The 22,773-nt window shown below is 71.2% G+C and carries 19 protein-coding genes and 2 tRNA genes; 10 read left to right on the top strand and 11 right to left on the bottom strand.

The genetic code is table 11. The features are described from left to right. Positions 1-29: 29 nt before the first annotated feature. From QQM67_RS05235 to QQM67_RS05245, 3 genes are all read left to right on the top strand, one after another. A complete protein-coding gene (locus QQM67_RS05235) occupies positions 30-1,346 on the top strand; it encodes an NAD(P)/FAD-dependent oxidoreductase (protein WP_314172406.1) in 1,317 nt (438 codons plus the stop codon). A gap of 223 nt (positions 1,347-1,569) precedes the next feature. Further along, a complete protein-coding gene (gene dnaG / locus QQM67_RS05240; protein ID WP_314172407.1) occupies positions 1,570-3,501 on the top strand; it encodes a DNA primase in 1,932 nt (643 codons plus the stop codon). Positions 3,502-3,710: 209 nt separating this feature from the next. Further along, positions 3,711-4,976: an RNA polymerase sigma factor gene (locus QQM67_RS05245; RefSeq protein ID WP_314172978.1), complete on the top strand. Its 1,266-nt coding sequence runs from the start codon at positions 3,711-3,713 to the stop codon at positions 4,974-4,976. A 115-nt stretch (positions 4,977-5,091) separates the two neighbouring features. Here the strand turns inward: QQM67_RS05245 and QQM67_RS05250 are convergent, their stop codons facing one another. The 3 genes from QQM67_RS05250 to QQM67_RS05260 form a co-directional block, all read right to left on the bottom strand. Beyond that, the gene (locus QQM67_RS05250; protein ID WP_399065783.1) at positions 5,092-6,996 is read right to left on the bottom strand and encodes an ABC transporter transmembrane domain-containing protein; all 1,905 of its coding nucleotides are present in this window, start codon (positions 6,994-6,996) and stop codon (positions 5,092-5,094) included. 14 nt (positions 6,997-7,010) lie between these two features. After that, entirely contained in the window at positions 7,011-8,744 is a 1,734-nt protein-coding gene (locus tag QQM67_RS05255) for an ABC transporter ATP-binding protein (protein ID WP_314172409.1), read from the bottom strand. Positions 8,745-9,034: 290 nt separating this feature from the next. Beyond that, on the bottom strand, positions 9,035-10,441 hold the full coding sequence (locus QQM67_RS05260; protein ID WP_314172410.1) for an FGGY family carbohydrate kinase: 1,407 nt from the start codon (positions 10,439-10,441) through the stop codon (positions 9,035-9,037). Between the two features lie 129 nt (positions 10,442-10,570). On the opposite strand from QQM67_RS05260, the gene QQM67_RS05265 reads away from it, so the two are divergent. Next, positions 10,571-11,728, top strand: a complete 1,158-nt coding sequence (locus tag QQM67_RS05265; RefSeq protein ID WP_314172411.1) for a MalY/PatB family protein — start codon at positions 10,571-10,573, stop codon at positions 11,726-11,728. A 119-nt stretch (positions 11,729-11,847) separates the two neighbouring features. Here QQM67_RS05265 and QQM67_RS05270 read toward each other — a convergent pair whose 3' ends face one another. From QQM67_RS05270 to QQM67_RS05285, 3 genes are all read right to left on the bottom strand, one after another. Then, complete coding sequence (locus QQM67_RS05270; protein ID WP_314172412.1) at positions 11,848-12,378, bottom strand: hypothetical protein; 531 nt, start codon at positions 12,376-12,378, stop codon at positions 11,848-11,850. Between the two features lie 946 nt (positions 12,379-13,324). Beyond that, entirely contained in the window at positions 13,325-13,990 is a 666-nt protein-coding gene (locus tag QQM67_RS05275) for a Clp protease N-terminal domain-containing protein (RefSeq protein ID WP_399065363.1), read from the bottom strand. 6 nt (positions 13,991-13,996) lie between these two features. After that, entirely contained in the window at positions 13,997-14,221 is a 225-nt protein-coding gene (locus QQM67_RS05285; protein WP_314172413.1) for a hypothetical protein, read from the bottom strand. A gap of 254 nt (positions 14,222-14,475) precedes the next feature. Between QQM67_RS05285 and QQM67_RS05290 the strand changes: the two genes are divergently transcribed. Next, entirely contained in the window at positions 14,476-15,267 is a 792-nt protein-coding gene (locus QQM67_RS05290) for an SAM-dependent methyltransferase (protein ID WP_314172980.1), read from the top strand. 67 nt (positions 15,268-15,334) lie between these two features. Here the strand turns inward: QQM67_RS05290 and QQM67_RS05295 are convergent, their stop codons facing one another. The 3 genes from QQM67_RS05295 to QQM67_RS05305 all read right to left on the bottom strand — a co-directional run bounded on the left by QQM67_RS05295 (position 15,335) and on the right by QQM67_RS05305 (position 16,375). Next, positions 15,335-15,694: a hypothetical protein gene (locus QQM67_RS05295; RefSeq protein ID WP_314172414.1), complete on the bottom strand. Its 360-nt coding sequence runs from the start codon at positions 15,692-15,694 to the stop codon at positions 15,335-15,337. A gap of 345 nt (positions 15,695-16,039) precedes the next feature. Continuing rightward, positions 16,040-16,113: transfer RNA gene (locus tag QQM67_RS05300), tRNA-Ile, on the bottom strand. 189 nt (positions 16,114-16,302) lie between these two features. Next, positions 16,303-16,375 (bottom strand) — tRNA-Asn (locus QQM67_RS05305). Between the two features lie 159 nt (positions 16,376-16,534). Between QQM67_RS05305 and QQM67_RS05310 the strand changes: the two genes are divergently transcribed. Next, the gene (locus QQM67_RS05310) at positions 16,535-16,834 is read left to right on the top strand and encodes a YtxH domain-containing protein (protein ID WP_314172415.1); all 300 of its coding nucleotides are present in this window, start codon (positions 16,535-16,537) and stop codon (positions 16,832-16,834) included. A 116-nt stretch (positions 16,835-16,950) separates the two neighbouring features. On the opposite strand, the gene ligD is transcribed toward QQM67_RS05310, so the two are convergent. Next, positions 16,951-17,841 carry a non-homologous end-joining DNA ligase gene (gene ligD / locus QQM67_RS05315; protein ID WP_314172416.1) on the bottom strand — a complete coding sequence of 297 codons (891 nt, stop codon included), beginning with the start codon at positions 17,839-17,841 and terminating at the stop codon, positions 16,951-16,953. 30 nt (positions 17,842-17,871) lie between these two features. Here ligD and ku point away from each other — a divergent pair, with 30 nt between their 5' ends. The 3 genes from ku (at position 17,872) to QQM67_RS05330 (ending at position 20,996) form a co-directional block, all read left to right on the top strand. Beyond that, positions 17,872-19,113: a non-homologous end joining protein Ku gene (gene ku, locus QQM67_RS05320; RefSeq protein WP_314172417.1), complete on the top strand. Its 1,242-nt coding sequence runs from the start codon at positions 17,872-17,874 to the stop codon at positions 19,111-19,113. Between the two features lie 130 nt (positions 19,114-19,243). Then, positions 19,244-20,008: an IclR family transcriptional regulator gene (locus tag QQM67_RS05325; RefSeq protein WP_314172418.1), complete on the top strand. Its 765-nt coding sequence runs from the start codon at positions 19,244-19,246 to the stop codon at positions 20,006-20,008. Positions 20,009-20,105: 97 nt separating this feature from the next. Continuing rightward, complete coding sequence (locus QQM67_RS05330) at positions 20,106-20,996, top strand: SMP-30/gluconolactonase/LRE family protein (protein ID WP_314172419.1); 891 nt, start codon at positions 20,106-20,108, stop codon at positions 20,994-20,996. Between the two features lie 109 nt (positions 20,997-21,105). Here the strand turns inward: QQM67_RS05330 and QQM67_RS05335 are convergent, their stop codons facing one another. After that, positions 21,106-21,573, bottom strand: a complete 468-nt coding sequence (locus QQM67_RS05335; protein WP_314172420.1) for a MarR family winged helix-turn-helix transcriptional regulator — start codon at positions 21,571-21,573, stop codon at positions 21,106-21,108. Between the two features lie 87 nt (positions 21,574-21,660). Here QQM67_RS05335 and QQM67_RS05340 point away from each other — a divergent pair, with 87 nt between their 5' ends. After that, positions 21,661-22,689 (top strand): NADP-dependent oxidoreductase, encoded by a 1,029-nt coding sequence (locus tag QQM67_RS05340; protein ID WP_314172421.1) that lies wholly within the window; start codon positions 21,661-21,663, stop codon positions 22,687-22,689. The last annotated feature ends 84 nt before the right edge of the window (positions 22,690-22,773 follow it).

Here is a 22,773-nt window from a genome sequence, read left to right on the forward strand (position 1 = left end):
GGGGGGTCAGGTCAGCGAGGAGGAATCAAGTGGTCGACGCACACCGGACGTTCGTCATCGTCGGCGGAGGGCTCGCGGGGTCGAAAGCCGCGGAGGCGCTGCGTGCCGAAGGCTTCACCGGCCGGGTCATCCTGATCGGCGACGAGCGCGACCACCCCTACGAACGTCCGCCCCTGTCCAAGGGATATCTGGCCGGCTCCGACGAGCGCGAGAGCGTCTTCGTGCACGAACCGGCCTGGTACGCGGGCGCCGACATCGAACTCCACCTGGGTCAGACCGTCGTACGCCTCGACCGCCGCGCCAAGAGCGTGGAACTCGGCGACGGCACCCGCCTCCACTACGACAAGCTGCTGCTCGCCACCGGCGCCGAACCGCGCCGCCTGGACGTCCCCGGCACCTCCCTCGCCTCCGTGCACCATCTGCGCCGCCTCGCACACGCCGACCGGCTGCGCGGCCGCCTCACCGCACTCGGGCAGGAGAACGGCCACCTCGTCATCGCCGGCGCCGGCTGGATCGGGCTCGAAGTCGCCGCGGCAGCAAGGGTGTACGGGGCGGAGGTCACCGTCGTCGAACCGGAGCCGACGCCCCTGTACTCCGTGCTCGGCCCCGAGATGGGCATGCTCTTCGCCGACCTCCACCAGGAGCACGGCGTGCGCTTCCACTTCGGGGCGCGGCTGTCCGAGATCGCCGGCAGCGACGGCATGGTGCAGGCCGCACGCACGGACGACGGCGACGAACACCCCGCCCACGACGTGCTCGCGGCCATCGGCGCCGCTCCGCGCACGGCTCTCGCCGAGGCGGCCGGGCTGGAGCTCGCGGACGGGCCGGGCGGCGGCGTCGCCGTCGACTCCGCGCTGCGCACCTCCGACCCGGACATCCACGCGGCAGGTGACGTCGCGTCGCTGCGGGAGACCCCGTGGGGCACGTCGCTGCGCGTCGAGCACTGGGCGAACGCCCTCAACAGCGGCCCGGCCGCGGCCCGTTCGATGCTCGGACGGGACGTCGTCTACGACCGGGTGCCGTACTTCTTCTCCGACCAGTACGACGTGGGCCTGGAGTACTCGGGCTACGCGCCGCCCGGCACCTACGACCAGGTGGTCTGCCGCGGGGACGTCGCCAAGCGGGAGTTCATCGCCTTCTGGCTGCGCGAGAACCGCGTACTGGCCGGGCTGAACGTCAACGTCTGGGACGTGACGGGCGCCGTGCAGGACCTGATCCGCTCCGGCACGCCCGTCGAGCCCGAGGCGCTCGCCGATCCGGGGGTGCCGCTCGCCGAACTCGGCGGCGGCGACGGCGACGGCGACGGCGACGGCGACGGCGAGGACAAGGAAGCACAGAAGGCCTGACGGGCACCGCCCGGGGGCCGGGGGCGAGTTCGCGACGCGCAGTGTGTGACGCGCAGTGTGTGTGGGGCAGCGGCGCCGCCAGCGTCCGCCGCCGCGAGCCGCGTGCGGACGGTGCGACGTGGGCGCCTGCGGCAGGTCGCGCCGGGCGGGGAGCGGCCCGAGCAGCGGTCCCGGCCCCGCCCGGGCCGGAAGACGTGTCGGCGGCCGGCCGTACAATTCCGGTGTGGCGGGCAGGATCAACGACGAGGACGTGAAGGCGGTGCGGGGGGCGGTCCCCATCGACACCGTGGTCTCCGAGTATCTCCAGCTGCGCAACGCCGGCGGCGGCAATCTCAAGGGGCTGTGCCCGTTTCACGACGAGAAGTCGCCCTCGTTCCACGTCAGTCCGGCCAAGGGCCTCTTCCACTGCTTCGGCTGCCAGCAGGGCGGCGACACCCTCGACTTCGTGATGCGGGTCGACCATCTCTCCTTCTCGGAGGCCGTCGAGCGCCTCGCCGGGCAGGCGGGCATCACGCTGCGGTACGAGGAGGGGGGCTACGGCCGGGCCAGCCAGCAGGGCGAGCGGACCCGCCTGGTCGAGGCACACAAGGCCGCCGCCCGGTTCTACGCCGAGCAGTTGCAGAGCGCCGAGGCCGAGACGGGCCGCCGCTTCCTGACCGAGCGCGGCTTCGACCAGTCCGCGGCGGAGCACTTCGGCATCGGCTACGCCCCCGCCGGCTGGGACCACCTCGTGCGCTTCCTGCGCGGCAAGGGCTTCTCCGACCGCGAGCTGACGGCCTCCGGGCTCGCCCAGGAGGCGCGCAACGGGCGGCCCATCGACCGTTTCCGCGGCCGGCTGATGTGGCCCATCCGAGACATCACCGGCGACGTCGTAGGCTTCGGCGCCCGCAAGCTGCGCGACGACGACAACGGCCCGAAGTACCTCAACACCCCCGAGACGCCGATCTACCACAAGTCCCAGGTGCTGTACGGCATCGACCTCGCCAAGAAGGACATCGCGAAAGCCAACCGCGCGGTCGTCGTCGAGGGCTACACGGACGTCATGGCCTGCCACCTCGCCGGTGTCACCACCGCCATCGCCACGAGCGGCACGTCCTTCGGCGAGGGCCACATCAAGATCCTCCGCAGGCTCCTGATGGACAACTCGGGCTCGGAGGTCATCTTCACCTTCGACGGCGACGCCGCCGGCCAGAAGGCCGCGCTGCGCGCGTTCGAGGACGACCAGAAGTTCGCGGCCCGCACCTCCATCGCGATCACGCCGCAGGGCATGGACCCGTGCGAGCTGCGGATGGCCGAGGGCGACGAGGCGGTGGCGAAGGTCGTCGAAGACCGCTCGCCGCTCTTCGAGTTCGCGATCCGCTCGATCGTCGCGCAGCACAACCTCGATACGGCGGAGGGCCGTTCGGCCGCGCTGGAGCAGGCCGCGCCCGCCGTCGCGCAGATCAAGGACCCCGCGATCCAGCACGAGTACGCGGTGCGTCTCGCCGGCCTACTCGGCATCCTCGACACGCAGTTCGTGGTGCGGCGCCTCGGCCAGCTCGCGCGGCGGCGCACGCAGGGCACGGGCGCGCCCAGACCGGGGGCGGCCCGCGCAGGCGCCGCTGAGGGTTCCGCCGCGCAGACCGGCCGCCCCGCTTCCGCGTCCGCCCAGGGCGGCGGTCCGGCGCTCAACCTCCGCAGCCCCGCGCACCGCGTGGAGCGGGAGCTGCTCAAACTCGCCCTCCAGTGGCCCGAGTTGGTCGCACCGGCCTTCGACGCCTACGGCGCGGACGAGTTCACCGCCCCGCCGTACGCAGCGGTGCGAGAGACCATCGAGGCCGCGGGCGGCGTGAGCGACGCCGCCGGCGACGACGACTTTCTGAGCCGGGTCCGCGCCGCCGCCCCCGACGACACCGTGCGGGCGCTCGTACACGAACTCGTCGTCGAGCCGCTGCGCAGCGCACGCGGCCGCGAACCGGACGAGATGTACGCGGGGACGCAGCTCGTCGCCGTCCGCCTCGCCGCCGTCAACGCCCGCATCGCCGACCTCGAAGGCAGCGCCCGGCGCCTGGAGGCCCAGCGCGACTACGAGCGTTCGGCCGCCGTGCGGCAGGAGATCTGGACGCTCACGCAGTACGGCCGCTCCCTCCAGGAACGGGGCGCCGCGGCCCTGTAGGTCCTCCCGTGGAGGGCTTCCCCTGCCGGTGGCGCCACTGGCGCCCCTTTCGTTGCGCGCTCGTCCGGGCTCTCTCCCGGGCCAGTGGTTCGTAGCCGTACGTATGCGAAAAGTCACCGTCCATCTCAAAAACCGGGCGCACGACCCTCGTGGGCGGAGTGTGTCGTACCGCACACTGGTGGGCGGTGCTTGAGTCCTCGGCGCGGGGCATGCGCCGGCCGCACGTGCCGGAGAGTCCCCCGCGGATCCGAACAGCATGTACGCCGCCCCCCGAACCGGCAGCGAGCACACTGGAGGTCGCCCCCGTGCAGACCCGGACCCTGACCAGCGCGGCTCCTCCCGCCGCCCCGACGGTTGCGGCGCCGGCAGCCGCAACCGCAGCCGCTCCCGCGCCCGTTCCCGCATCCGCGTCCGCGCCTCCGCCCGTCCAGCCTCCGCCCGTACGAACTCCCGCCGCGCGCGCGGCACATCTCGCCCCGGTGCCGCAGCCCGGGACCGACGCCCCCGCCCAGCAGGAGAAGGACGAGCCCCACAGCGACAGGCAGGAGGCTCCCGGCAGCGGCGCCTCCGCCGATCTCTTCCGGCAGTATCTGCGCGAGATCGGCCGCATCCCGCTGCTGACGGCCGCCGAGGAGGTCGAGCTCGCGCGCCGTGTGGAGGCGGGTCTCTTCGCCGAGGAGAAGCTCACCGACCCCGCGACCCACCCCGACGGCAGCCTCGCCCACGAGCTGGACCAGCTCGTCGTGATGGGCCGGATCGCCAAGCGCCGTCTGATAGAGGCGAACCTCCGGCTCGTCGTCTCCGTCGCGAAGCGGTACGTCGGGCGCGGACTGACCATGCTGGACCTGGTGCAGGAGGGAAACCTCGGACTGATTCGGGCAGTCGAGAAGTTCGACTACGCCCGCGGCTACAAGTTCTCGACGTACGCGACCTGGTGGATCCGGCAGGCGATGTCCCGCGCTCTCGCGGACCAGGCCCGCACGATCCGAGTCCCCGTGCACGTCGTCGAGTTGATCAACCGGGTCGTACGCGTCCAGCGCCGGCTGCTCCAGGAGCGCGGCAGCGAACCGACGCCCGACGAGGTCGCCGCGCATCTCGACCTCACCGGCGAACGCGTCAGCGAGGTGCTGCGCCTCGCGCAGGAACCGGTCTCGCTGCACGCCCCGGTCGGCGAGGAGGAGGACGTCAACTTCGGCGACCTCATCGAGGACGGCGACGCGCCCTCACCCGTCGAGACGGCGGCCTTCCTCCTGCTGCGCGAGCACCTGGAAGCGGTGCTCTCCACGCTCGGCGAGCGCGAACGCAAGGTCGTGCAGCTGCGCTACGGGCTGGACGACGGCCGGCCGCGCACCCTGGAGGAGATCGGCACGCTCTTCGGCGTGACCCGGGAGCGGATACGGCAGATCGAGTCCAAGACCCTCAGCAAGCTCCGCGACCACGCCTTCGCGGACCAGCTGCGCGGCTACCTCGACTGAGAGCCACGGTCGCAAGGCGGCCGACGCCGGCGCTCATCGGCGGCCCCCGCCGACGGCAGCAGGCTGACCGGACCCGGGTCAACTCGTCGCGGCCCCGGGCCAGTTGGGGCTTAGTTCAGTCGACCTCCGCCACGGCCTCGGCGAACTGCGCCTGGTACAGGCGCGCGTACGCGCCGCCGGCCGCCAACAGCTCGCCGTGCGCGCCCTGTTCCACGATCGAGCCGTTCTCCATCACCAGGATCACGTCGGCGTCCCGGATCGTGGAGAGCCGGTGCGCGATGACGAAGCTCGTACGGCCGTGCGCCAGCCGCGCCATGGCCTGCTGGATGAGCACCTCCGTGCGGGTGTCGACGGAGCTCGTCGCCTCGTCGAGCACGAGGATGACCGGGTCGGAGAGGAACGCGCGGGCGATGGTGATCAGCTGCTTCTCGCCGGCGCTGACGCCGGTGCCGTCCTCGTCGAGCACCGTGTCGTAGCCGTCGGGCAGGGTCCGTATGAAGCGGTCGGCGTGTGCCGCGCGCGCCGCCTCCTCGACCTGCTCCCGGCCCGAACTCTGCGCGCCGTAGGCGATGTTCTCGGCGATGGTGCCGCCGAAGAGCCACGCGTCCTGGAGGACCATCCCTATGCGGGAGCGCAGGTTTTCGCGGTTCATGGCGGCGGTGTCCGTTCCGTCCAGGAGTATCCGCCCGCTGCGCGTCTCGTAGAAGCGCAGCAGCAGATTGACCAGCGTGGTCTTCCCGGCGCCGGTCGGGCCGACGATGGCCACGGTGCTGCCCGGTTCGACGGTGAGCGACAGATCCTCGATGAGGGGCCGGTCGGGGGAGTAGCGGAAGGAGACGCGGTCCAGCTCGACGCGGCCGCGCACCTCCGCGGGCCGCTCGGGGGCCGCCGGCTCCGGCGACTGCTCCTCGGCGTCGAGGATCTCGAAGACGCGCTCCGCGGAGGCCACTCCGGACTGCACCATGTTGGCCATGGAGGCGATCTGGTTGAGCGGCTGGCTGAACTGCCGCGAGTACTGCACGAACGCCTGGACGTCGCCGATCGACAGCGCACCCGAGGCCACCCGCAGTCCGCCTGCCACGGCCACCAGCACGTAGTTGAGGTTCGCGACGAACATCATCGCCGGCTGCATGATGCCGCTGACGAACTGCGCCTTGTAACTCGCCTGGTACAGCGCCTCGTTGTGCTCGCGGAAGACCGCGGCCGACTCCTCCTGCCGTCCGAAGACCTTCACCAGCGCGTGCCCGGTGTACATCTCCTCCACATGGGCGTTGAGCTTGCCCGTGTCCGACCACTGCCGCACGAACTGCGGCTGCGCCCGCTTGCCCAGGCGCGTGGCCACCAGCAGCGACAGCGGCACGGTCACCATCGCGACGAGCGCCAGCAGCGGCGAGATCCAGAACATCATCACCAGCACACCCGCCACGGTGAGCAGGGAGTTGACGATCTGCCCCATGGTCTGCTGAAGGGTCTGGCCGATGTTGTCGATGTCGTTGGTGACGCGGCTGAGGACCTCGCCGCGCGTCTGCTTGTCGAAGTACGACAGCGGCAGCCGCGACAGCTTCGCCTCCACCTGCTCCCGCAACCGGAACACGGTGTGGTTGATCGCCCGGACCGACAGGCGGCCGCTGACGAGCATCATCACGCCCGCCACCGCGTAGACCGCGAGCACCAGCAGCAGTACTAGGCCGAGCGCGCCGAAGTCGAGACCCTGGCCGGGGGTGAAGTCCGTGCCGGAGAGCATGTCGGCGACGCCCGTGTCGCCCTCGCTGCGCATGCGGTCCAGCACTTGCTCCCGGCTGACCCCGCCGGGCAGCTGCTTGCCGATGAAGCCCGCGAAGATCAGGTCGGTGGCCTCGCCGAGGATCTTCGGGCCGAGCACGCTGAAGCCGACGCCGAGCAGGCCGAACGCCACCATGCCGGTGAGCGTGGCCCGTTCGGGGCGGAACTGCGCGAGCAACCGCTTCGCCGATCCGCGGAAGTCGCCTGCGCGCCGGGGCGGGGCACCGCCGCCCAGCATTCTGCCGGGGCCGCTCACGCTGCCTCCTCCTCGGTGAGCTGGGAGAGCACGATCTCCCGGTACGTCTCGTTGCCGTCCATCAGTTCGCGGTGCCCACCGGAGCCGACGACGCGGCCCTCGTCCAGCACGAGGATCCGGTCCGCGTCGCGGATCGTCGCGACGCGCTGGGCGACGATGAGGACGGTCGCGTCGGCCGTCCTGCGGCCGAGCGCCGTGCGCAGCGCCGCGTCCGTCGCGTAGTCGAGGGCGGAGAAGGAGTCGTCGAAGAGATATATCTCCGGCCGGTGGACCAACACGCGGGCGATGGCGAGCCGTTGGCGCTGCCCGCCCGAGACGTTGTTGCCGCCCTGGCCTATCGGGGCGTTCAGTCCGCCGTCCATCGCCGCCACGAACTCCCGTGCCTGCGCGGTCTCCAGGGCCTCCCACAGCTCGTCGTCCGAGGCGTCCGGGCGTCCGTAGCGCAGATTCGAGGCGACCGTCCCGGAGAAGAGGTACGGGTGCTGCGGCACCAGCCCCACGGTGCTCGCGAGCAACCGCGGATCGAGGCTCCGTACGTCCTCGCCGCCGACGAGCACGGCGCCCTCGGTGACGTCGAACAGCCGCGGCAGCAGGCCCAGAAGCGTCGACTTGCCGCTGCCCGTCGAGCCGATGACCGCCGTGGTCTCGCCCGGCCGCGCCAGCAGATCGACACCTTGCAGCACGGGCGCCTCCGCGCCCGGATAGCGGAAGCCGGCGCCGCGCAGCTCCAGCACCCCATGGCCGCGCAGCGCCCGCACGGGCTTGGACGGCGGCACCACGCTCGACGAGGTGCCGAGCACCTCCGTGATGCGGTCGGCGCACACCTCCGCGCGCGGGACCAGCATGAACATGAAGGTGGCCATCATCACGGACATCACGATCTGCATCAGGTACGACAGGAACGCCGTGAGCGCCCCGATCTGCATTCCGCCGCTGTCGACACGGTGCGCGCCATACCAGACGACCACGACGCTGGAGGCGTTCACGACGGTCATGACGGTCGGGAACATCAGAGCCATCAGCCGCCCGGCGCGCAGCTGCACACCGGTCAGCCCGCTGTTGTGCTCGTGGAAGCGCCGCTGCTCGTACTCGTCCTTGACGAAGGCCCGTATGACGCGGATGCCGCCGATCTGCTCACGCAGCACCCGGTTCACGCCGTCGAGCCGCTTCTGCATCGTGCGGAAGAGCGGCCGCATCTTCCGCACGATCAGGCCGACCAGCACGGCCAGCACCGGCACGACGCCCAGCAGCACGGAGGAGAGCGGCACGTCCTGACCCAGCGCCATGACGATGCCGCCGACGCACATGATCGGCGCCGACACCATCAGCGTGAAGGTCATCAGCACCAGCATCTGCACCTGCTGGACGTCGTTCGTGGTGCGGGTGATCAGGGACGGCGGCCCGAAGTGCCCCACCTCGCGCGAGGAGAACGTCTGCACGCGGTCGAAGACCCTCGCCCTGATGTCCCTGCCGACGGCCGCGGCGGTGCGCGCCGCCAGGAGCACGGCCCCGATGTTGCAGACGACCTGCGCGAGGGAGACGCCGAGCATGACGGCGCCGTAGGTGAGGATGTAGCCGGTGTCGCCCAGCACGACACCGTGGTCGATGATGTCCGCGTTGAGCGTGGGGAGATAGAGCGTCGCGGACGTCTGCACCAGTTGCAGCAGAACCAGCGCAGTCACCGGGCGCCGGTACGGGCCCAGATGCTCGCGGAGCAGACGTATCAGCACAAAGGTCCCCCGTGAAGACGTGAAGAAGAAGGGCTCACGCCGCCCTGCGGCGCGTCGAGTTCGGTGGCGTGCGGAAGGTGTGCGGTGGCGATGCGAAGACGGTGCGGATCGAACGCGGCCGATCGACATTACCCGTGGGGCAGCGGCCGTGTATTCCCATTTTCCGGCGCCCGGCCCGGAGGCTCCCCCAACTGCGGGCAAAGACCGTGCTGATCGCTGCCGGCTGAATCCGCGCAGGTCCCGAGGTCTCCCGGATCATCAAGGCCGGCGGTCCCGGCCGCTCAGGCGCATCAGGCGCCGAAGGCGCCGGGATGGGTCTCCTCGCGTACGGTCACGTACTGCTGCCGGACCGCCTGCCCGGCGGCCAGGTCCTCGCCGGGGTCGAACACTTCGCACTCGGCGGGCGGCCACTGCGGCGGCTGCGCCCCGCCCCTGAGCGCCCAGGCCGCCTGCCGTGCGGCGCCGATCGCGACGTAGTCCGCGGGCCGTGGCACCACGACCTGCGTGCCGAAGAGCGCGGGCGCCGCCAGGTACACCGCGGGCAGCCCCGCGGCAGGGCCCAGCAGGAAGAGTCTTCGTACCCGCACGCCTCTGCCGCGCAGCACGTCGAGCGCGTCGGCCAGCCCGCACAGCATCCCCTCGAAGGCCGCGCGCGCCATGTGTTCGGGCTTCATGCTCTCGCGCCGCAGGCCGTGCAGCGATCCCGCCGTGTGCGGCAGGTCCGGGGTCTGCTCGCCCTCCAGATACGGCAGCAGCACCAGTCCGTACGCGCCGGGCGTCGACTGCTGCGCCAGATCCGAGAGCCCCTTCACGTCGGTGCCGAGCATCTCGGCGGCACCGCGCAGCACGCGCGTCGCGTTGAGGGTGCGCACGGCGGGCATGTGCATTCCGGTGGCGTCCGCGTACGAGGTGATGGTGCCGCTCGGGTCGGTCAGGGGCCCGTGGTGCACGGCGCAGACCGAGCCCGAGGCGCCGAGCGAGATCACCGCGTCGCCCACCTCCAGCCCCAGGCCCAGGGCCGCGGCCATCGTCTCGCCCGTACCGGCGGAGATCAGCAGGCCCTCGGGGGTGCGCCCGGCGGGTTCGGAGGGGCCGACGACCTCGGGCAGCGCGACGCGGTGGCCGAGGGCGAGTTCGACGAGGTCGGGCCGGTAGGTCTCCACGGCCGCCGACCAGTAGCCGGTGCCGGACGCCTCGCCGCGGTCCGTCGTACGCCGCGACGGCCTGGCCATCAGCTGCCACACCAGCCAGTCGTGGGGCTGTAGCACCTCGGCGACCCTGGCGGCGTTCTGCGGCTCGTTGCGGGCGAGCCAGCGGAGCTTGGAGATCGGATGGCCCGCCTCGGGCACGGCGCCGACCGCCTCCGCCCACGCGTGGCGGCCGCCCAGCGCGTCCACCAGATCGGCGGCCGCGGGCTGCATCCGTCTGTCGTTGCCGAGCAGCGCGGCCCGTACGGGATTGCCCGCCGAGTCCAGTGCTATGAGCCCCTGCTGCTGGGCGGCCACCCCGATGGCCTCGACGTCGGCGAACTGGCCCGAGCCGGCGGCCCGTCCGAGAGACAGCAGCCACGACTGCGGATCGTCGCGCTCGGCGGGATGCTCCGCGTACCCGTGCTTGACGACGGCGCCCGAGTCCGCGTCGCAGACGGTGATGCGCGTGTACTCGGCAGAGCTCTCCAGACCGGCGACTATCCCCATGAGCGGAATGATGCCCTACGGGCGGCGGCGCCGAGATGCCGCCCTCACCCGCCGTCAGCGGCCTTCGCCCGGTGCTGTCGCCGTACGGCGGTCTGCTGCCGCGAGGAGAAGCGCCCTAGCGTGGTGACCGTGGACACCTATGTGAGCAACCCGCTGCGGCAGTGCTCCCTGGACGAGCTGCGCCGCCGTACGAGTGCGAAGTGGCGCGTCTACCCGGACGACGTGCTGCCCATGTGGATCGCGGAGATGGACGTGCACCTGGCCGCCCCGGTCGCCGAGGCGCTGCACGCGGCCGTCGACGCCGGTGACAGCGGCTATGCGATGGCGGACTCCTACATCGAGGCCCTGGACGGCTTCGCCGAGCGGCACTGGGGATGGAGAGTGCGGCCGGACCGTGCGGCGATCGTCCCGGACGTGATGACCGGAGCCGTCGAGGTGCTCAAGCTGATCACCTCGCCGGGAGACGCCGTCGTCGTCAACTCGCCCGTCTATCCGCCCTTTTACCAGTTCGTGACGCACATGGACCGCCGGGTCGTCGAGGCGCCGCTGACCGCGGAGGGGCGGCTCGACATGGACACCCTCGCCGCGGCCTTCCGTACGGGCGGGGACGGGGACGGCGGCGCTGCCGCGTATCTGCTGTGCAGCCCCCACAACCCCACCAGCACCGTACACACCGCCGAGGAGCTGGCCGCCGCCACGGAACTGGCCAACAGCTGCGGCGTACGCGTCGTCGCCGACGAGATCCACGCACCGCTCGTGCTGCCCGGTGCCCGTCACGTGCCGTATCTGTCGGTACCCGGCACGGAGCGCGCCTTCTCCCTCATCTCGGCGTCCAAGGCGTGGAACCTGGCCGGGATGAAGGCGGCCATGGCCGTCGCGGGCGCGGAGGCCGCCGAGGACCTCGGCCGGATGCCGGAGGAGGTCAGCCACGGGCCCAGCCACCTGGGGGTGATCGCGCACGCTGCGGCCCTGCGGCACGGCGACGCCTGGCTGGAGGCGCTGCTGGCCGGGCTGGACGAGAACCGGCGGCTGCTGGCCGATCTGCTCAAGGAGCATCTGCCGGAGGTGGGTTACCGCTCCCACGAGGGGACGTTCCTCGCGTGGCTGGACTGCCGCGCGCTGAACCTCGGCGACGACCCGGCGGCGGCCTTCCTGGACCGGGGCCGCGTCGCGCTCATCCCGGGCCCGGCCTTCGGCACCGGCGGCGCCGGGCACGCGAGGCTCAACATCGCGACGTCACCGGAGATCCTGGACGAGGCGGTGCGGCGGATGGCGTCCGCTGTCTGACGCCTCCGCCTTACGCAGGCGGCATGACGTGCGGGACACACGATGCTCCCCGTGCGGACGGACCTCCGCACAGGGAGCATCGCCGCACCCCTGTCAGCCGGGCAGGCTGCCGGGCAGGCTCAGCAACGCTTCGACGAGGCGCCGTGGTTGGGCGTCGGGTCGCCCGCCTTGCGCACGGAACCGACGGCCGCGGTGCACTCGGACACCGTGGCCGTGCCGTAGGACCAGAACTCCTGCTGCGTGGTGTTCGTCCAGGCCCTGCTGCCGAGCACCTCGTCCTGGGAGTAGCTGTAGACGGCCGCGGTGACGTCGTAGTCGCCCGCGGTGTTGCGGAAGCTGTCCCAGACCCATACGTAGCTGTAGTTCTCCTGGCAGTCCGGCGAGTAGAACTGCTTGACCGAGGCGATGGTGACGCCGCTGCGCTTCACGTATCCGGTGGTGCCGATCTGGTACGCGTCGTCGCACACTCCGGCGGCCTCGGCCAGCCTGCTCTCCGGGTTCCCCTTGGCCGACGGCGCGGTGGACTTGGCGACGCCGCGCTCGGACGGCTTGGGCGCGGGCCCGCTGCCCGCGTAGGCGGCTCCCGCCGGGACCGCCAGCATGGCGCAGGTCAGCGCTGCTATGGCGGTCTTTGCATAACGAATACGCATTACTCCCCCTCAAGTTCTATAAAGCATGACGGATCAGGACAGACGAATCTTGTGGGCTATTGCCCGGAAGAATCCGACATCATGAAAGACACCCGACATGGCCGAGTGGTTGTACGCGGATCCACGACAGTTCGGCGGGGCCGCCGATCCCCCTCCGCGGGACCCGCTGCCGCTCTGGTCTCCGCGCCTGCCCGAAGCAGGGGGCACCCGCGCGGTACGCCCCCTGGGCCAAGTCCGGTTGGGCGAACGGGAGTCGGGCCTTCGGCCCGACGTGGGCGCGCCCCGCGGAGTGGTGTTCGGCGGCCCCTGGTCTGGGGCCTGTTGCCCCTGACCAGGCGCGTCAGGGTCCTGCCCGGGACGTGGGAACCCGGGGCCAAGTCCCGTGCGAACGGTCGCCGGACCGTTGCCCGACGCGGGCGCCCCCCGCTGAGCGGTCTCGGTGGCCCTGGGCTCGGGGCTGTTGCCCCGAACGGGACCCGCGAGGGGCCCGAGGAGCCGTGCACGGGAGCAAGTCGCCCGGCACGAGCGGGAGTCGGGCGCTCGGCCCGATGTGGGCACGGCCCGCTGGGCGGGGTGGGTGGTCCTGAACCTGGGACCTGTTGGCCTGACGAGGCGCGTCAGGGTCCTACCCGGGACGTGGGAGCCCCGGGCCAAGTTCCCTGGCATGGACGGGAGTCGGGCCTTCGGCCCGACGCGGGCGCGGCCCGCTGAGTCGTGTTGGCGGCTCTGGGTCTTGGGCCTGTTGCCCCTGACCAGGTGCGTCAGGGTCCTGCGCGGGACGTGGGAACCCGGGGCCAAGTTCCCTGGCATGGACGGGAGTCGGGCCGTAGGCCCGACCACCCCGAGAGCGCACCCCGGCTGAGCCGGTACGGGACGTCGGCGACCCGCTCGGGCCGCAACCGGACCAGAGCCCAGAACCCAGAACCCCGTCCCGGCAGGGACCCCGTCACGCGGCCGAGCGCAGATCCGCCAGTACCAGATCGCGCATCTCCTTCGGCGCGACCCCGAGTTGCTGGAACATCCCTTGCGAGATCTTGTCGTCGCCGCGCAGCAGCGCGAGCACGACGTGCTCGACGCCGATGTGCCGCTCCTTGCGTGCGATCGCTTCGCGCAGCGACAGCTCCAGCGCCTTCTTGGCACGTCCGGTGAAGCGGATGTGCCCCGACGGCCCGGGAGTCGCGCCGGGGACGCCCGGGCCACCCTCCTTCCCCTCCCGCTTCTCCTCCCGCCGGTTCCGCTTCAGCAGGCGCCGACGGCGCGAGGCGCCGGCCCCCGGATCGCTCACCGGGCCGTCCAACGCGCCGTCGCCGAAGGCGCGTTCGGCACGCCGGCGGATCTCGTCCAGATCGATCCCGAACGCCTTGAGGGCTTCGGCGTCCTCCGGGCCCAGCTTGTCGCCGTCCGCGCCGCCGACCACGCTCGACACGGCCGCCCGGCAGTTCTCCTCGCTCACGCCGAGCCGTACGAGCGTCGCGGCTCCCGGCTGTTCGGGCTGGCGCAAGGCGGCGAGCAGCAGGTGCTCCGTGCCGATCCAGTCGTGGCCGAGGCTCCGCGCCTCCTCCTGTGCTCCCACGACGACCTGCCGTGCAGGCCGGGTGAAACGTTCGAACATCGCCGCCTACCTCCTCGCGTGCTTCTTGTGTACGGCCTGCCTGCTCACGCCGAGCGCGGCCCCGATCTCGTCCCAGGACCAGCCCTGCGCGCGGGCGCTGTCGACCTGGAGCACCTCCAGGCGCTCGGTCAGCCGCCGCAGCGCGGCGACGGCCCGCAGCCCCACGCCCGGATCGCTGTTCAGGGCGGCCTCGGCTGTATCCACTGCTTCTCGTGCGTCCGATGCGGCCATGCTGTCAACTTAGGATGACAAGGCGGCCGTGTCAACTGCGATTGACAGACGTGCGACGCTTGAAGCTTCCGCCGCACCTCAGGACGCGAGCCGCTCGCGGATCAGCGGGGAAGCCGGGAAACGGGAAAACCGGCCAACTGTATTGTGTGCCCTGGCCGTTGGACCGCTGACCCATCACCATGCGAGGTACGCCGATGACCGAGACACCAGGTGGAGAGCCGGCCGGCGGCGAGCGGAACCGCAACGACATACAGATGGACCTCGACACGCAGCGTGCACACGGCGCCCGGATCTACGACTACATCCTGGGCGGCAAGGACTACTACCCGATCGACAAGCAGGCGGGCGACGCCGCGCTCGAGGTCTGGCCGGCGCTGCGGACCCATATGCAGGCCGGTCGCTCCTTCATGCACCGTGCTGTCCGGTATCTCGCGGCGGAGAAGGGCATCCGCCAGTTCCTCGACATCGGCACCGGCATCCCGACCCGGCCCAATCTCCACGAGGTCGCTCAGCAGGTCGACCCCGGAGCGCGGATCGTCTACGTCGACAACGACCCCATCGTGCTGGTGCACGCCGAGGCGCTGATGGTCAGCGCCGGTGAGGGCCGTACGGACTTCGTCCTCGCCGACATGCGGGACCCGGAGGCCATCCTCTCCAGCCCCGAGGTCGAGCGGACGCTGAACCTGAACGAGCCCGTTGGCCTGACCCTGGTCTCCGTCGTGCACTTCATCCTCGACGACGACGAGGCCTACCGGGTCGTCAAGCGCCTGGTGGGCGCCATGCCCGCCGGCAGCTACGTGGCCATCACCGTCGCCACCGACGACTTCAACCCCGTCGTGCTGGCCGGTGTCTCACGCGAGTACGAGTCCCGCGGCGAGCCGCTGGTCTTCCGTACGAGGGCTCAGGCCGAACGCTTCGTCGACGGCCTGGAGTTGGAGGAGCCCGGGCTGGTCCAGATGCACAAGTGGCGTCCCGAGCCGGGAACCATCGACCATGTCAACGACGAGGACATCGCCATGTACGGCGCCATCGGGCGCAAGCCCTGACGACCGGCCTCCGTACGCCACTTGAGGCAGGCTGCCCCGCCGACCAGGCGAACAGGCGTGGCAGGCCTCAGACTTCGCCCGCGCTGCCTTCGCCCTTCGTGCCATCGCCCTTGGTGCCATCCGTATCGTCGTCCGCGCTGCCCTTGTCCATGGCCCGCTCGACGGCCTCCCTCGCCTCCACGGGATTGGCGCCGGTGATCTCCCGGTACATCCTGATCGCTTCGAGCTTCTTGCCCTCCGCCGCCAGCGCGCTCACCTTCTCGATGCTGGGACCGCGCCCGCTGATGCCCAAGTGGTCCAGGATCACGGCGACGTCCTGCCGCAGCGCGGTGGCCCTGCGCTCGAGGTCGTTCTGCTTGATTATCAGGACGATGGCGAGCACGGCGCCGGTGGCGGCGAGGAGAAACGTGGCGATGTCCATGACCATCGCGGGATGGTAGCGCGCGGCCACTCCCGTCCCGGATGAGGGGAGGGCAACGGCACCGCACGGTGAACTCCCCGCAGATCAGCGCAGTTGGGCCCGACCACGCGGAAGCGGACGGCCGGCACAGCACACCGGAGACGCTCACGCCGTCCCTGAGAACGCTGTACTCGCCGCGCGTCTCCGCACCCGCGGAGTTGCCACCCGCAAACACGGTCCCGGCCGACGGAGACCCGCTTGCCGGGACCGCCGGACGGCCACTGGAAAACCGGCCGGAACCACGGGACGAGACGTCCCGTGCAACGACCGGCCCGGTCCGTGCTCTCCGCGGACACGCGTCCTCTGAGGTCGTGGGGCGGGTGGGACTCGAACCCACGGCCGACGGATTATGAGTCCGCTGCTCTAACCGGCTGAGCTACCGCCCCGTTCGCCGGGTCACGCACATCTGTGCGCGCCCGCGTCTGCCGCAGCATAGCTGCTCATACGATCTCCCGCCCCTGCCGGGGGTTGCCGTACGGGAGGGAGGACTGCGGGCACCCTGTCATCGGTTCCCGCCCGTCCCAACGGACTTGCCCGGCAAAGAAAAAGAGCCCCGTGGAGGGCTCTTTCGGTTGCTCCCGCGACTGGACTCGAACCAGTAACCTGCCGGTTAACAGCCGGCTGCTCTGCCGATTGAGCTACACGGGAATGCGCTGCTCGGACGCGCCCACTTGGCCATGGGCGGCGTTCCCTTGCCGCGGGCATACATTAGCGCATGCCAGGGGGTACTCCGAAATCGGTATCGGTTCGGCCCCGCGCCCTCCGGGTAACCGATTGAACCGAGAGATCCGAGAGAAGGGTGGAGCCATGCGCTACCGGCTCACGTTCGTCGCTGGGCTTGCCGTCGGGTACGTGTTCGGTACGCGTGCCGGCCGCGAGCGCTACGAACGACTGCGGGAGACCGCACAGCGGCTGGCCGAGAACCCCGCCGTGCGCAACGCCACCGAGAGCGCGGCGCAGACCGGCCGCGAAGCCGCTTCGAAGGCGGCGGGCGTCGTCACGGAGAAGGTCGGGCACCGGCTGCCGGAATCGGTCAACGAGCGGGTCCGCTCGCTCCGCGACCACAGAACGCCTATGGACGACGACTGGGGCAGCGGCAGCAAATAGCCCCGTACGAACCCCACGCGACGGCGGGCGGCCGGAACTTCTTCCGGCCGCCCGCCGTCGCGTACGGTCGCGCGCCGAACGTCCCGCAGCGCGTGCCGCCGGACGCGGCGCCGTACTCAGGAACCCGGCAGCGGGCGGACCAGTTCGGGATCGAGCAGCGGCGCCATCAGATCGCCCTCGCGCTCCAGCCGCAGGGGCAGCTGCTCGGCGAGGAAGACCAGTTCGTCCGCGGTCCGCGCCGCGATCAGCTCGTCCCATGTGAGCGGCGTGGAGACGCTGGGCCGCTGCTTGGCCCGGAGCGTGTAGGGCGCGGCGGTGGTCTTGGCCGCGGCGTTCTGCGAGTGGTCGACGAAGACCTTGCCGGGGCGCAGCGCCCTGGCCATCTTGCTGAGCGCCAGGTCGGGCATGGCCGCCTCGGCCTCCAGGGCGGCCTTCTTCGCGTATGCGGAGACGGACGAGGACGGTGTGACCTCGATGGGCGCCAGCAGATGCAGCCCCTTGCCGCCGGAGGTCTTCGGGAGCAGAGTGATGTCGTCCGACGCCAGCCGCTCCCGCAGCCACAGCGCGACGGTGCGGCACTCGAGGATGCCGGCTCCCGGGCCGGGGTCGAGGTCGAAGACGAGCCGGTCCGCCCGAGCCTCGTGCTCGACCCGCCACTGAGGAGTGTGCAGCTCCAGCCCGGCGAGGTTCGCCGCCCAGACAAGGGTGGCGAGATCGTGGATGAGCACCTGGCGCAGCGGCGTGCTGCTGACCGTGGTGACCTCGCGGACGGTCACCCAGTCGGGGGCGCCGGGCGGCACGTTCTTGGCGAAGAAGGCTGTGGAATCCACGCCGTCGGGATACCGCAGAAACGAGACGGGGCGGCCCCGCAGATGCGGGAGCAGCGCCTCGGCGACGGTCACGTAATAGTGCAGTGCCTCACCTTTGGTGAATCCGGTGGCCGGATAGAGCACCTTGTCGAGATTGCTGAGAGCGAGACGGCGGCCCTCGACCTCCGTGTACGGCATACCCTGAGAGTCCCATGGAAGGGACGAACCATGCGATCCATCTGGAAAGGGTCGATATCCTTCGGCCTGGTCTCCATACCGATCAAGGTGGTCTCGGCCACCGAGAGCCACAGCGTCTCCTTCCACCAGGTGCACACGGCGGACGGCGGGCGCATCCGCTACCGCAAGGTGTGCGAGCTGGAGGAGCGCGAGGTGCCGCGCGAGGAGATCGGCAAGGGGTTCGAGACCGGCGACGGCACGACCGTGCAGCTGACGGACTCCGATCTGGCCGCGCTCCCGCTGCCGACCGCGAAGACCGTGGAGATCCTCGGCTTCGTCCCGGCCGAGGACGTGGACCCGATCCAGCTGGACCGCTCGTACTACCTGGCCGGTGACGGCCGCTCCGCCACCAAGCCGTACGCGCTGCTGCGGGAGGCGCTCAAGCGCTCGGGCAAGGTGGCCGTCGGGAAGCTCGCGATGCGGGGGCGGGAGAGTCTCGGGCTGCTGCGCGTGTACGAGGACGTGCTCGCCCTGCACACGATGCTCTGGCCGGAGGAGATCCGGTCGGTGAGCGGTGTCGCGCCCGAGGAGGACGTCACGATCCGCGAGGCCGAACTGGATCTCGCCGACACCCTGATGGAGACGCTGGGGGAGCTGGACTGGTCGGAGCTGCGCGACGAGTACAGGGCGGCGGTGGAACAGCTCGTCGCCGCGAAGGCCGAGGGAGTGGACACCGCCGCCCTCGGCGAGGAGGCGGCCGCACCCGGCAAGGGGCAGGTCGTGGACCTGATGGCCGTACTGGAGAGCAGCGTGCAGGCGGCCAGGCGGTCCCGAGGGGAGGGCGGCGGCGAGGCGGAGGACGCCACCGTGCACGAGCTGTCGAGGCAGCGCGGCGCGAAGCGGCCGGGTGCCAAGGCCCCGTCCAGGACCGCCGGTAAGAAGACCTCGGCGACGGCGAAGAAGGCACCCGCGAAGCAGGCGGCGGCGAAGAAGGCACCGGCGAAGAAGGCGGCGGGGAAGACGGGCAAGGCGGGCAAGGAGCCCGCCTCGAAGTCGCCCGCGCGGAGGGCGACTTCGACGACCGGGGCCTCGAAGACGGCCACGAAGGCCCCGTCCAGGACGTCCGCGAAGAAAAGCGCGGCGGCGAAGAAGACGGCCGGGACGGCGAAGAACGCGCCCGGCACGAAGAAGGCTCCCGCGAAGACCGCGGCGAAGACCGCGGCGAAGACCGCATCGAAGCCTGCCGCCAGAACCGCCGCGAAGAAGACGGCCCGCACGCGTAAGTCCGCGTAGCCGCCGTCGGCCCCGGTCCCGGAGGATTGTCGGCCCGTGGGGCCGTGGCTAGGCTGTTCGCTATGCCGACCACTTGTCGGTATTTCGAACCGGCGGTAACGCGCGAAGCGAGCGAGGGAGGGGCGGGGACATGGGTCGTCTCGTGCCGGCCGTGACCAGGGCCCTGGACGTGCTGGAACTCTTCCTCGACAGCGAGGGAACTCTCTCGGCCCCCGAGATCACCCGCCGGCTCCGGCTTCCCCGTACGACGGTGCACGAACTCGTGACCACGCTCACCGCCCGCAGCTATCTGGAGCAGCCGCCGGACCAGCCGGGCCGTTACCGGCTCGGCGTTCGCGGCTATCAGCTCGGCAGCCGCTACGCCGAGCAGCTCGATCTGGCCGCCGAGGGGCAGCGGGTGGCGCGCAGCGTCGCCGACACCTGCGACGAGACCGTCCACGTGGCCATCCTCGAAGGGCGCGACGTCATCTACATCGCCAAGGTCGACAGCACGCACGCGGTCCGCATGGTCTCGGCGGCGGGGCGCCGGCTGCCCGCGCACTGCACGTCCGTGGGGAAGATGCTGCTGGCGTCGCTGCCGGAGGAGGAGCTGGAGGAGACGCTCTCGGGCGCCGGTCCGCTGACGGCGATGACGCCCGCCTCCATCACCTCACCCGACGTCCTGCGCACCGCTCTGGCAGAGGTCCGCGAGCGCGGGGTCGCGGTGGAGCAGCAGGAGTCCAACCCTGACGTGAGCTGTGTGGCCGCGCCGGTACGGGATTCGAGCGGGACGGTCGTCGCGGCGCTGAGTATCTCCGTGCCGACGGTCCGCTGGAGCGAGGAGCGGCGGGCCGAGCTGGAAGGGCTCGCGGTCAAGGGCGCGGCGGAGCTGTCCGGGCGTCTCGGCCACCGGTGACGGGGTAGGAAGCCACAGGCTCGGCCGTGGACACGACTGCGCGGAGGGCGAGCGTACGGACGCGGCGCGTACGGAAGACGCGCGTAAAGAAGAAGGGGTGAGCGGTGTGGGCGGAGCGCGGGCGGCAGAGGTGGCGGTGGCCGTACGGACGCAGGCCTGGCTCGGCGAGGGGCCGACCTGGGACGGCGCGCGGAAGCGGCTGATATGGGTGGACATCCTCAACTCCCGTGTGCACACCTTCGATCCGTCCGACGGCGCATGCACGGTGATGACGACCGAACAGCATGTGGGGGCCGCCAAGCCCAGGACGGGCGGCGGTCTCGTCGTCAACCTCCGCGACGGCGTCGGCCTCTACACCGCGGACGGCGGGTTCTCGTGGCTGCACCGCGAGGTCGTGCCGGGGCGGCGCGGCAACGACGCGGCGGTCGCCCCCGACGGGGCCCTGTGGGCAGGGACGATGACGTACGACGAACAGCCGGGCGGCGGCGACCTCAAGCGTGTGACCGGTGACGGTTCGGCGGTGACGGTGCTGCCGGAGGTCACGGTCAGCAACGGAATCGGCTGGAGCCCCGACGGCTCGCTGATGTACTACAACGACACCCCGACGCGGCGCATCGACGTCTTCGACGTGCCCGGCGAGGGCGGTGCCTCCGGCGCGGACGTCACGGGGAGGCGGCCGCTCGCCGAGATCGAAGAGGGCGCGGGCTATCCCGACGGACTGACGGTCGACGCCGAGGGCTGCGTGTGGGTCGCGCTCTGGGACGGCGCCGCCGTGCGCCGTTACACACCGGAGGGCCGGCTGGACCGCACGATCGGACTGCCGGTGCCCCGTCCGACCGCGTGCGCCTTCGGGGGCGCGGATCTGCGGGACCTGTACGTGACGACCGCGAGCGCCGGGGCCGACCCCTCCGCGACACCGCTCGCGGGCTCCCTGCTGGTGCTGCCCGGGATCGGTCAGGGGCTGCCGCAGCCGGCCTTCGAGGGCTGAGCCCCGCCCGGTCCCGCGCGCTTCCGGGCCCTGCTCCGTGCCGGCATGGTCTCCGCTGGTTCCCTGCCGCCCGAACTCGCCCTCGCGGCACGCCGGTTCCGCGCCCGCGTCAGCTCTCTTCCGTGGGCTCTTCGCCGAGCATGCGCTGCAACAGGTCGCGCAGCATGGTCCGTTCGACCGGGGTCAGGCCGGCCAGCGGCTCGCGCGCGAAGTCGAGGGCGGCGCGGAGCCGTCGGGCCATGTCGATGCCCTCGTCCGTCGCCGCGGCGAGCTTCACCCGGCGGTCCGCCGGGTCGGGGCGGCGCACGGCCAGGCCGCGGGATTCGAGGCGGTCCACTATCCCCGTCACGTTCGACGGCTCGCACTTGAGCTGGCGTGCGACGTGGCGCATCGGGGTCGGCTCGCGTGCGAGCAGCGCGAGGACCCGGGCCTGGGCGCCGGTCAGCGAGTGATCGGCGGCGGCCAGCTCGTACTCCTCGTGGTAGCGGGCGACGACCGTGCCGATCAGATCGACGACTTCCCGTGTGACGGGGTCGGGGTCGACTCTGCGGGTGGCGGCGCTCGTGTGGGGGGCCATACGGGCAGTCTAGCTCTTTGCTTGACAACATGAAATATCAAGGTGCAGGGTTGTTTCAGTACCTGAAACAAATAGAGAGGCCCCCACATGAGCTCGCCCGAGTCCCTCCCCACCGCCGGCCGCGAATGGCACCTCGTCTCCCGGCCCCAAGGCTGGCCGGTTCCAAGTGACTTCGCGCTGCGTGAAGGTCCCGTCGCGGCGCCCGGCGAGGGAGAGATCCTGGTCCGCAACCTCCATCTCTCCGTCGACCCGTACATGCGCGGCCGGATGAACGATGTGAAGTCCTACGTCCCGCCCTTCCAGCTCGACGCACCGATGACCGGCGGTGCCGTGGGCATCGTCGTGGCCTCGGAGGCCGAGGGTTTCGCCCCCGGCGACCATGTGCTGCACGACCTGGGCTGGCGGGAGTTCGCGACCCTGCGGGCGAAGCACGCCACCAAGGTCTCCGCCGAACTGGCCCCGCTGACCACCTACTTGGGCGTGCTGGGCATGCCGGGTCTCACGGCGTACGCGGGCCTGCTGGAGGTGGCGTCCATGAAGAAGGGCGACGCCGTCTTCGTCTCCGGTGCCGCCGGCGCCGTCGGCAGCGAGGTCGGGCAGATCGCCAAGCTCAAGGGCGCCTCGCGAGTGATCGGGAGCGCCGGTTCGGACGAGAAGGTGCGCCTGCTCACCGAGGAGTACGGGTTCGACGCGGCCTTCAACTACAAGTCCGGCCCCGTGAACGACCAGTTGAAGGAGGCGGCCCCCGCCGGCATCGACGTCTACTTCGACAACGTCGGCGGCGAGCACCTGGAGGCGGCCGTCAACAGGCTCAACGTGCACGGCCGCGCCACGATCTGCGGGATGATCTCCCAGTACAACGCGACCGAACCGCCCGCCGCGCCGCGGAATCTGGCGATGGTGATAGGCAAGCGGCTGCGCCTTCAGGGGATGCTGGTGATGGATCACCAGGAGCTGATGCCGCAGTTCTTCGAGGAGGTCTCGGCCTGGGTCCGCTCGGGCGAACTCAAGTACCGGGAGACGGTCGTGGAGGGTGTGGAGCAGGCCGCGGACGCCTTCCTCGGTCTGCTCAAGGGGGAGAACACCGGCAAGATGATCGTCAGCCTCGCGGACTGACCCGCGTGCACGCCCACCGGCGCGGGCCCGCTCCCGCCTGGCAGCGCAGCCGCCCGGACAGCACAACCACCCGACAGAACAGCC

It is taken from the genome of Streptomyces winkii (assembly GCF_032248595.1).
Lineage (GTDB): Bacteria > Actinomycetota > Actinomycetes > Streptomycetales > Streptomycetaceae > Streptomyces > Streptomyces winkii.